This window comes from Novosphingobium sp. (genome assembly GCF_027489515.1).
GTDB lineage: Bacteria > Pseudomonadota > Alphaproteobacteria > Sphingomonadales > Sphingomonadaceae > Novosphingobium.
Map to the genome: position 1 here is coordinate 1 of NZ_JAIXZS010000001.1, position 10078 is coordinate 10078.

Below are 10078 nucleotides of genomic sequence, written 5' to 3' on the forward strand. Positions count from 1 at the left end.
GCCTGCGTGTGGAACGCGCCGGTCTTGCCGGTCATGCCCTGGGTGATGACCTTGGTGTGCTTGTTGACGAGAATGCTCATGGATCAGGAAACCTTCCGGACTTCGGCCACGATCTTCTGCGCGGCATCGCCAAGGTCGTTGGCGGGGACGATGGGGAGACCCGAATTGGCAAGGATGTCCTTGCCCTGCTGGACGTTGGTGCCTTCAAGGCGCACGACGAGCGGCACCTGCAGGTTCACTTCCTTCGCCGCGGCAACGATGCCGTCGGCGATGATGTCGCACTTCATGATCCCGCCGAAGATGTTGACGAGAATGCCCTTCACCGCCGGATCGCGCAGGATGATCTTGAACGCCGCCGTGACCTTCTCGGTCGTCGCGCCGCCGCCCACGTCGAGGAAGTTGGCGGGGAATTCGCCGTTCAGCTTGATGATGTCCATCGTCGCCATGGCAAGGCCAGCGCCGTTCACCATGCAGCCGATGTTGCCGTCGAGCTTGATGTAGGCGAGGTCGTACTTGCTGGCCTCGATCTCCGCCGGATCTTCCTCGGTCTCGTCACGCAGCGCGACGACCTCGGGGTGACGATAGAGCGCGTTCGAGTCGAAGCTCATCTTGGTGTCGAGGACGAGCAGGTTTCCGTCCTTGGTTTCCACCAGCGGGTTGATCTCCAGCATGTCGCAATCGAGCGCCATGAACGCGGTGTAGAGCTGCTTGGCGATCGTCGCGGCCTGCTTGTTGAGCTCGCCTGTCAGCTTCAGCGCATAGCCCACGGCGCGGCCATGGTGCGGCATGAAGCCCTGCGCCGGATCGATGGTGATCGTGGCGATCTTCTCAGGCGTCGAGTGCGCAACCTCTTCGATGTCCATGCCGCCCTCGGTCGAGACGATCATGGCAACGCGGCCAGTGCCCCGGTCCACCACCATCGACAGGTAGTATTCCTTCGCGATATCAACGCCGTCGGTCACATAGAGCCGGTTCACCTGCTTGCCCGCCGCGCCGGTCTGCACCGTCACCAGCGTGTTGCCGAGCATTTCCTTGGCAAACGCCTCGACTTCCTCGACCGACTTCGCAAGCCGCACGCCGCCCTTGGCATCGGGGGCGAGTTCCTTGAACTTGCCCTTGCCGCGCCCGCCTGCATGGATCTGCGCCTTCACCACATAGAGCGGCCCGGGCAGCTGCTTCGCGGCGGCAACCGCTTCTTCCACGGTCAGGGCAGCAATGCCCGCCGGAATGCCGACGCCAAACTTGGCGAGCAATTCCTTGGCCTGATATTCATGAACGTTCATGCGTGATCCCCGCAATGAGAGAATGAGAGCAAGCGGTTTGAACCCGGCAGGTCGCGCTGCCTAAAGCACACGACCAAGCCCTTGAAAAGGGTTCGCACACCCCAATCGCACCTGCACCGATGCATTCCCCGCCTGCATGGCGTCGGCATGGCCGAATACGAATGCATTGCCTGGCCGCTAACCCCGAGAGCCCCTTGCGCTCCCGCGTCCAAACCCGCATCGCCAAAGCCAATGATCGACTTCGACCGCTTCCGCGCCATCATGGCCGAAGCCGGACGCCTGGCCCTCGCCAGCTGGCCCGGCCACGGCCACGCGCTCGAAGTGTGGGACAAGTCCCCGAACAACCCCGTCTCCGCCGCCGATCTCGCGGTCGATACCTACCTCAAGCAGGAACTGGGCGCCCTCCTGCCCTCCGCCGGCTGGCTCTCCGAGGAAACCGCCGACGATCCATCGCGCCTCGACAAGGGCCTGTGCTGGCTGGTCGATCCCATCGACGGCACCCGCGATTTCGTTCGCGGCCGCCCCGGCTGGGCCGTTTCCGTCGCGCTCATTTCCGAAGGCCGCCCCCTTATCGGCGCGCTCGATGCCCCTGCACGTGGAGAGTACTGGCAGGCCATCGCCGGACAAGGCGCACACCGCAACGATCTCCCCATCACCGCCAGCAACCGCCTGTCCCTCACCGGAGCCCGCGTCCCCGCCGACGCCCTCCCCCGCGTCGACCACGACCTCGTCCTCGTCGACAAACCCAATTCCATTGCGCTCCGCATCGCCATGGTCGCCGCCGACGAAGCCGACCTCCTCGCCACGCTGCGCTGGGGCTACGAATGGGACATCGGCGCCGCCGCCCTGATCGCCCGCGAGGCCGGCGCGGCAGTGAGCGATGCCTTCGGCGCACCCTTGGCATACAACAAGCGGGATCCGCGTGCGTTCGGGCTGCTGGCGGCGGCACCTGCGATTCACGCTGCGGCGGTGGACCGGCTGGCCGAGCGGGCAAGTCGGATGGCTTAGAAAGAGGCCTCCGGCGGGCATGGGCCGTTGCCCTTGCATCCCTGAGCTATAGGGCTGTTTTTGGGTAGTGAGCGGTCAGTGCTCACATCTCGTCCGCAGGGTGGGTCGAGTTTTCGCCACCACCCCAAGTCTCGATGTCACAGTCGGCAAAAAGATGCTTCTCCCACTTTTTCTTGCCGGTCCCACTCTCAACGAGATCAACATATACCGAGTAATCAGGATCATCACGAGTATAGATCGACCGGTGGTGTAGAGTCGGTACGAGGCACAAGTTCTCGACGTCTTGCGGTCGGGAGCGAGCAATAGATTGAGCATGCGCAAGGCGGAGAAGATCGAGCTTTTTGCGGTCTGAAAGGTAGGCGCAATCCGTTTTATGCAGTTCGTAATTAGTGATCAGGAAGAATACTCCTGCGATGGTGAGGACCAGCAACGCGGCTATCGACCTCCAAATGATTTTCAGTCCGCGCTTCATGTTCATCCCCAATGCGCTCGTGAAAGTAGAGCTTACCGCGAGCATGAGCAACGGCAGGAGCGACGTCCGCTAGTGGGCGCAAACGGTCGTTCAACCCTCTCAGGCTCACTAGGGCCAACTGATACCAGACAGAATCGTCGGCCCGGACTTGATCCGGGCCTTGGCTTTTCTTTTCGGACGCTGCGCCGGAAAAACAGCCCAACCCCGTGTCAAGCATGGGGTGACGGAAAGGGATATGCCTTTGATCCCCACCCTTCGTCATTGCGAGCGTAGCGAAGCAATCCAGAGCGGCACACACTCGCTCTGGATTGCTTCGCTACGCTCGCAATGACGAGATGGAAAAGTTATTGGGATGCAAGGGCGATGGCCCTTGCCCGCCGGAGGCGAAAAACCGCCCGAGGCAAACCTAAGCCGCCTCGAACTCTTCCGTATCGATCGTCGCCTGCATCACCGGACCGTACCGGTGCCCTGCCACGGTCTGGTGATTGATCAGCGCGTCCACCTCGGCCACCAGCGCCGCCGAAGGTTCCCAGTCCCACCGCGCGATGTTTTCGGCGAGGTGATCCTGCCGCGAGGTGCCGGGGATCGCCACCACATGCGGGCCCTTCGCCAGCACCCAGCCAAGGGCCAGCTGCGCCGCCGTCACGCCCTCGCGCGCCGCCAAAGCCGCGAACTGCTCGGCAAGGCTCAGGTTGTGCGCCCAGTTCTCACCCTGGAAGCGCGGCATGTTCGGCCGGATATCGCCCTTGGGCATCACGGCGGGATCGGGCCGCTCGTCCACCAGCAGCCCCCGGCACACCGGCGAGAACGCCACGAACGTGATCCCCAGTTCGCGGCAGGTCTCCAGCACCGCGATTTCCGGATTGCGCGTCATCGGCGAATATTCGGTTTGCAGCGCGGCAATCGGATGCTCGGCATGCGCGCGGCGCACCGTCTCGGCGGACATTTCCGAAAGTCCGATCCCGCCGATCTTGCCCTCGCGCACCAGATCACCCAGCGCGCCCACCGATTCCTCGATCGGCACGGTGAAATCGCGGCGGTGCAGGTAGTAGAGATCGATGTGATCGGTCTTGAGCAGCCGCAGCGAGGTTTCGAGTGCGCCTCGGATCGTCTCGGGCTTGCAGTCAATCCGCCGCGCCTTGCCGTCGACAATGATGCCGGTCTTGCTCGCAAGGAAGAAGCGGTTGCGCTGGCCCGAAAGCGCCTCGCCGATCAGCGTCTCGTTATGGCCATCGCCATAGATCCGCGCCGTATCGAGGTGGTCGTAACCGAGGTCGAGCGCGCGGGAGAGCAGGCTCTTGCCGTCCTCGTCGCTCGGCGGCGTGCCATAGGCCCAGCTCAGCGACATGCAGCCAAGGCCGATGGGGTTGGTCTCGTGGGCACCAATCGTGCGGCGGGTAAAGGTCATCAAAGCGCTCCTTTGGACGGAGCGATGCCAGCCGGGTCGACATGGCGTCAACCCGGCTGGGAAGGTCTATTTCACTCTATCACTGACCCTGGCGGGCGCGAGCGACGTCTTCCTGCGTCACCGGCACGATCTTGATTTCCACGCGGCGGTTGGCCGAACGGCCTTCTTCGGTGGCGTTGGAGGCAACCGGGTTGGTCTCGCCATAGCCCTGGCTACGGACGCGGCCGGGGTTCACCCCGCGCGAGGCAAGGTAGTCGGCCACAGCGCGCGCGCGGTTCTGCGAAAGCGTCATGTTGTACGCTTCCGAGCCGGTCGAATCGGTGTAGCCGTACACGTCGATCAACGAATCGGGGTACTGCACGAGGCTCTGCGCCACCTTGTCGAGCGTGTCGCGGAAGGCGGGCTTGATCACCGTGCTGTCGGTGTCGAACGTCACGCCGTTGGGCAGGTTGACGAGGATCGCCTTGCCGCCATCGGTCGGGGTGACATCGACGCCGGTGCCGGCGGTCTGTTCGCGCAGCTGCTTGATCTGCTTGTCGTAGGTATAGCCGACCGCCGCGCCGGCCACGCCGCCGATGCCCGCGCCGATGATGCGCCCGGTGCCGCCACCGATCAGGCCGCCGAGCAGCAGGCCCGCCAGCGCGCCGCCGCCTGCACCGATCGCGGTGCGCGAAACCTTCTGCTGGCCAGTGTTGGGATCGGTCACGCAGGCCGAAAGGCTGATGAGTGAAACAGCGCAAAGGCTGGAGACAAGAACGCGCCGGATCTTCATGGTACTTCCCCTGTGAACGGACTCTCCTGCGAGTGTCCCCTTAATTGAACGACTGCCGCCTCTTGCGGTTCCGTCAGGCCTATTCGCCGTTTTATCCTGAACGGTAGCCGAATAGCAGGCCTTCATGCGGCAGCGCAAATCTGCTAGCCGCAAAAACGTGACACCCTATCCTTGGCCCGACGCCCTCATCATCCTTGGGCTGGTCCTGCTCAACGCCCTGTTTTCCATGACGGAACTGGCGATCGTCTCGGCACGTCCCGCGCGGCTCAAGGTCGCGGCGGAAGGCGGCAGCAAGGGCGCGAAACTCGCCCTCGAACTTGCGGCAGACCCCGGAAAACTGCTTTCCACCGCGCAAATCGGCATCACTTTGATCGGCATCATCGCCGGTGCGTACTCCGGCGCCAGCCTCGGCGGCCCCACTGGCGAGCGCCTCGCCGCGCTGGGCCTGCCTGCCGAATGGGCACCGTCGGTCGGCTTCGTGCTTGTCATCGCCGTCACGACCTACCTTAGCCTTGTCATCGGCGAACTTGTCCCCAAGCAGCTCGCCCTGCGCGTCGCGGAGCCCATTGCCATCGTCGCCGCCGCGCCGATGCTGCTGATGGCCCGCGTCACCGCGCCGTTCGTCTGGACGCTCGACAGCTCCTCCTCGCTGCTGCTGCGCCTGTTCGGCGTGAACCGCACCAGCGAGCAGGACGTCACCGCAGAAGAGCTCCACATGATCTTTGCCGAGGCCACCCGCTCCGGCGTGATCGAGGAAGACGAGCGCGCGCTGATGACCGGCATCATGCGCCTGGCGGATCGCCCCGTGCGCGAAGTGATGACCCCGCGCACCGAACTCCACTGGATCGAACGCCGAGCGCCCGAGACCGAACTGCGCGCCGCGATTGCCGACAGCCCGCACTCGCTGCTGCTCGTGGCAGACGGCTCGGTCGACAACGTCGTCGGCGTGGTCAAGGTGCGCGATGTGCTCTCGGTCCTCCTGCGCGGCCGCAAGGTCATGCTCAGCCGCCTGATGAAGAAGCCCGCGATCGTACCCGACCAGCTCGACACGATGGACGCGCTGCGCGTGATCCAGCAGGCCGAAATCGCCATCGCACTGGTCCACGACGAGTACGGCCATCTCGAAGGCATCGTCACCCCCGCCGATCTGCTCGATGCCATCGTCGGCAATTTCGTCGCTCATGGTGACGAAGGCGATGCGCCGATGATCGTCGAGCGCGAGGACGGCTCGCTGCTCCTCTCAGGCGCGCTGCCTGCCGATGCGCTTGCCGACCGGCTGGGGATCGAACTCCCTGACGACCGCGATTTCGCTACCGCCGCCGGCTTCGCGCTCTCGGTGCTAAAACGCCTGCCATCCGAGGGTGAGCACTTCCACGATCAGGGCTGGCGCTTTGAAGTGGTCGATATGGACGGCCGGAAGATCGACAAGCTGCTGGCGAGCAAGGTCAAACCGGTCGCAGTATCAGCCATGCTGGACGGTTAAGGTCGAGCCCAAAAACCTCGTCATTGCGAGCGTAGCGAAGCAATCCAGAGCGGTTCGCATGACGCTCTGGATTGCTTCGCTGCGCTCGCAATGACGAAATAAGGGAAATCAGCCTGCGGTGCTGGCCCGGGCCTCGCGGCCATCGCCTTCAGGCGCGGCGAGCACGTCGCGCACCGCAGCGCCCTTGGCCACGGTCTTGGTCTTGGGATCGCCGACCACGCTGCGAATGCCGACCGCCGAAGCGCCCGCCTTGCCCAGCGTATCGGTTTCCACCGTGCTGCGCGGCGCCGGGCCGCCGAAAAGGGCATCGAGCGCCTGCTTGGAGCTATCGAGATCCTGCGGGCGCGGCGCGCCGGGGTTGGGCGGCATCAGCGAGAAATCGGGCGGCACCACCAGCGGGGCCTGCCGGCTGACTGCAAACTCGTCGGGCCGGATCCGGTTGAACAGCGAGCCCCCCTGCGAGCAGGCACCGAGCAGCATGGCGCCGCCGGCAAGCATCAGGATGGTATGGGCCTTACGCATCAAACAGTCTCCGTGACGGTATCATCATTCGCATCCGCCGGTTGCGCGGGCTTTTCGCGCGAAAGCAGCGACCGGGCAAGCAGTATCAGCACGCCGAGGGTGATCGCCGCATCGGCGAGGTTGAAGATCAGGAACGGCCGCCATTGGCCGATATGCAGATCGGCATAATCGATCACGAACCCGCGCATGAAGCGGTCATAGATGTTGCCGAGCGCTCCGCCCAGCACCAGCGCCAGCGCGGCAATCTCACCGAACACCTTCTCGCGCAGCATCCACACGGCCACACCCAGCGCGATGAGGCCGGTCATCACCAGCAGCACGAGCTTGGTCTCGCTCGAATCTGCGGTGAACATGCCGTAGGAAACGCCGTAGTTCTCCGTCCAGCGCAGATCGAAGAACGGCAGCAGCTTGACGAGGCCAACGGCCTGCAGATCGAGCGGCCCCGCCACGAAAGCCTTGATCCCCCGGTCCAGCGCGAAGACGCCGAGCGCCAGACCGAAACCGGCCGCGCGCAAGGCCGCGGGGCTCCTCATGCCGGCAGCCCCGCCACAACATCGTCGCACCGGGCGCACAGCGCGCCGTCCTCGGTCACTTCGGGCAGGTGCCGCCAGCAGCGGCCGCACTTGTGCAGGGTGGTCGGCGTAATGATCACCTCCTCGCCCTGCCCGCGCATCACTTGCGCGGTGATGAACAGTTCGGCGAGGTCAGCTTCCGGCGCGCTCGAGGGCACGGTTACTTCGGCCTGCAGGCTCGATCCGATCACCTTCTCGCGGCGCAGCGGCTCGATGGCTTCGTTGACCGTTTGCCGCAGTCCACGCAGCTCATCCCACTTCGCAGTCAGAGCGGGATCGTGGACAAACAGATCGGACTTGAACCAACTTAGCATGTGCACGCTACCTGCATCGGGGAAACGCGTGCCCCACACCTCTTCAGCTGTGAACACCAGCACCGGCGCGGCATAGCGAACAAGCGCATGGAACAGCACATCGAGCACCGTGCGATAGGCACGACGCTTCGGGTCCGAAGGCGCATCGCAATAGAGGCAGTCCTTGCGGATATCGAAGAAGAACGCGGAGAGGTCCTCGTTGCAGAAGTCCGTTAGGGCCCGAGTGTAGGTGTTGAAGTCAAAGTTCTTGATGGCAGCGTCGAGCGTGACGTCGAGATGGAAAAGCTGGTTCAAAATGTACCGCTCAAGCTCGGGCATCTCGTCCACACCCACGCGTTCCGCCTCGTGGTCGTACCCTTCCAGCGCGCCCAGCAGATAGCGGAACGTGTTCCGCAGCTTGCGGTACTGGTCCGCCACGCCCTGAAGGATTTCCTTCCCGATCCGGTGGTCCTCGGTGAAATCGACAGACAGCGCCCAGAGCCGCAAGATATCCGCGCCATATTCCTTCATCAGATCGATCGGCGAGATCGTGTTGCCCAAGGACTTGGACATTTTCATGCCCTTGGAATCCATGGTGAAGCCGTGGGTCAGCACCGCCTTGTAGGGCGCATGGCCGCGCGTGGCGCAGGCTTCCAGCAGCGAGGACTGGAACCAGCCGCGATGCTGGTCGCTGCCTTCGAGATAGAGATCGGCATGGGGGCCGGTGTAGCCTTCCGGGCGCAGCAGATCGGGCCACCGGCCCGATTCGAGCACGAAAGCATGCGTGCTGCCGCTATCGAACCACACGTCGAGAATGTCGGTGACGCGCTCGTAGTCCTCGAGCTTGTACTCGCTGCCAAGATACTCCTGCGCGCGCTCCTCGCTCCACGCATCGACGCCTCCGCTGCGCACCGCCGCCACGATCCGCGCGTTGACGGCGGGATCGGCGAGGTACTGGCCGCTCTTGCGATCAACAAACAGCGTGATCGGCACGCCCCACGCGCGCTGGCGCGAAAGCACCCAGTCCGGCCGCCCCTCGACCATCGCGCCGATGCGGTTGCGGCCCTTTTCGGGCACCCAGCGCGTTTCGGCGATGGCCTGCACCGCGATCTTGCGAAGGGTTGCGTTCGGATGCTCCAGCGCGCCGCCCTCGTTGTCCCAGCGGTTCTCCGCCCGGCTTTCGGCGTGCGGCATATCGACCGGACGGTCCATCGGCACGAACCACTGCGGCGTGCAGCGATAGATCACCTTGGCCTTCGAACGCCACGAATGCGGGTAGGAATGCTTGTAGTCCGCGCTCGCCGCGAGCAGGCCGCCAGCCTCGCGCAGGCCCAAGCAGATCGGGCCGTCCGGCGCATTGAACTTGGGATTGATCACCGAGCCCTGCCCGCCGAGCCAGCCCCAGTCCTCGCGGTACTTGCCATCGCCCAGCACGGCGAACACCGGCTCGATCCCGTGGGCCTTGCACAGCGCAAAGTCGTCCTCGCCATGGTCCGGCGCCATATGGACAAGGCCCGTACCGCTGTCGGTCGTGACGAAATCGCCGGACAGCATCGGGCGCGGCTTGGCGAAGAACCCGCCGAGATGGTGCATCGGGTGGCGGCAGATGGTTCCGGCCAGAGCTTTGCCCCAAACGAACTGCTTATCGGTCCCCGGAAGATCGAGAACCTTCGCTTCATCGGCCACTACCTCGAATGGTCGACCGAGCGAGCCACTCATTCGACGGAGGAATGGGATGATGAGCTCTGCCCCAACTACGAACCGGCGGCCATCGAGTTCGATCAGGCTGTATCCAACCTCCGGCCCATAAGCCAAAGCCTGGTTCACCGGGATCGTCCACGGCGTTGTCGTCCAGATCACCGCATAGGCACCCACCAGCTCAGGACAATTCGGAGCCTCAGTAATCTCGAACGCCACGTCGATCTGGGTCGAGACGATATCCTCGTATTCGATCTCCGCCTCGGCCAGCGCGGTCTTCTCCACCGGCGACCACATCACCGGCTTCGCGCCGCGATAAAGCTGGCCGCTTTCCGCAAACTTCAGCAGTTCGGCAACGATGGTGCCTTCCGCTTCCGGGTCCATCGTCAGGTAGGGGTGGTCCCAATCGCCATTGATGCCGAGCCGCTTCAATTGCTCGCGCTGCACGTCCACCCACTTCTGGGCATAGGCGCGGCATTCGGCGCGGAACTCGACCGGCGGAACCTCGTCCTTGTTCTTCTTCTTCTTGCGGTACTCTTCCTCGACCTTCCACTCGATGGGCAGGCC

The 10078-nt window shown here is 64.1% G+C and carries 9 protein-coding genes; 2 read left to right on the forward strand and 7 right to left on the reverse strand.

Annotated elements, in window-relative coordinates:
* Nucleotides 1-83: 83 nt before the first annotated feature.
* Nucleotides 84-1283, reverse strand: a complete 1200-nt coding sequence (sucC, locus tag Q0082_RS00005) for an ADP-forming succinate--CoA ligase subunit beta (RefSeq protein ID WP_298188464.1) — start codon at nucleotides 1281-1283, stop codon at nucleotides 84-86.
* A gap of 231 nt (nucleotides 1284-1514) precedes the next feature.
* On the opposite strand from sucC, the gene Q0082_RS00010 reads away from it, so the two are divergent.
* A complete protein-coding gene (locus Q0082_RS00010) occupies nucleotides 1515-2291 on the forward strand; it encodes a 3'(2'),5'-bisphosphate nucleotidase CysQ (RefSeq protein ID WP_298188467.1) in 777 nt (258 codons plus the stop codon).
* A gap of 82 nt (nucleotides 2292-2373) precedes the next feature.
* Here Q0082_RS00010 and Q0082_RS00015 read toward each other — a convergent pair whose 3' ends face one another.
* From Q0082_RS00015 to Q0082_RS00025, 3 genes are all read right to left on the reverse strand, one after another.
* Nucleotides 2374-2763, reverse strand: a complete 390-nt coding sequence (locus Q0082_RS00015) for a hypothetical protein (RefSeq protein WP_298188469.1) — start codon at nucleotides 2761-2763, stop codon at nucleotides 2374-2376.
* 406 nt (nucleotides 2764-3169) lie between these two features.
* Complete coding sequence (locus tag Q0082_RS00020) at nucleotides 3170-4171, reverse strand: aldo/keto reductase (RefSeq protein ID WP_298188471.1); 1002 nt, start codon at nucleotides 4169-4171, stop codon at nucleotides 3170-3172.
* A 79-nt stretch (nucleotides 4172-4250) separates the two neighbouring features.
* The gene (locus Q0082_RS00025; RefSeq protein WP_298188472.1) at nucleotides 4251-4943 is read right to left on the reverse strand and encodes an OmpA family protein; all 693 of its coding nucleotides are present in this window, start codon (nucleotides 4941-4943) and stop codon (nucleotides 4251-4253) included.
* Between the two features lie 157 nt (nucleotides 4944-5100).
* Between Q0082_RS00025 and Q0082_RS00030 the strand changes: the two genes are divergently transcribed.
* Entirely contained in the window at nucleotides 5101-6426 is a 1326-nt protein-coding gene (locus Q0082_RS00030; protein ID WP_298188474.1) for a hemolysin family protein, read from the forward strand.
* 108 nt (nucleotides 6427-6534) lie between these two features.
* On the opposite strand, the gene Q0082_RS00035 is transcribed toward Q0082_RS00030, so the two are convergent.
* The 3 genes from Q0082_RS00035 to ileS form a co-directional block, all read right to left on the reverse strand.
* Entirely contained in the window at nucleotides 6535-6948 is a 414-nt protein-coding gene (locus tag Q0082_RS00035) for a DUF3035 domain-containing protein (RefSeq protein WP_298188475.1), read from the reverse strand.
* Nucleotides 6948-7481 (reverse strand): signal peptidase II, encoded by a 534-nt coding sequence (gene lspA / locus Q0082_RS00040; RefSeq protein WP_298188479.1) that lies wholly within the window; start codon nucleotides 7479-7481, stop codon nucleotides 6948-6950. Before lspA ends, Q0082_RS00035 begins: the two co-directional genes overlap by 1 nt.
* Nucleotides 7478-10078, reverse strand: a 2601-nt coding sequence (ileS, locus tag Q0082_RS00045; RefSeq protein ID WP_298188481.1) for an isoleucine--tRNA ligase, incomplete at its 5' end; no start/stop codon positions are given. The genes ileS and lspA, both read right to left, overlap by 4 nt.

What these genes read in the sequence shown, in the direction of transcription:
- Q0082_RS00010 (WP_298188467.1), top strand. Translation starts at nt 1,515, where the DNA reads ATGATCGACTTCGACCGCTTCCGCGCCATCATGGCCGAAGCCGGACGC.
- lspA (WP_298188479.1), bottom strand. Translation starts at nt 7,481, where the DNA reads ATGAGGAGCCCCGCGGCCTTGCGCGCGGCCGGTTTCGGTCTGGCGCTC.
- sucC (WP_298188464.1), bottom strand. Translation starts at nt 1,283, where the DNA reads ATGAACGTTCATGAATATCAGGCCAAGGAATTGCTCGCCAAGTTTGGC.
- Q0082_RS00020 (WP_298188471.1), bottom strand. Translation starts at nt 4,171, where the DNA reads ATGACCTTTACCCGCCGCACGATTGGTGCCCACGAGACCAACCCCATC.
- Q0082_RS00025 (WP_298188472.1), bottom strand. Translation starts at nt 4,943, where the DNA reads ATGAAGATCCGGCGCGTTCTTGTCTCCAGCCTTTGCGCTGTTTCACTC.
- Q0082_RS00015 (WP_298188469.1), bottom strand. Translation starts at nt 2,763, where the DNA reads ATGAAGCGCGGACTGAAAATCATTTGGAGGTCGATAGCCGCGTTGCTG.
- Q0082_RS00035 (WP_298188475.1), bottom strand. Translation starts at nt 6,948, where the DNA reads ATGCGTAAGGCCCATACCATCCTGATGCTTGCCGGCGGCGCCATGCTG.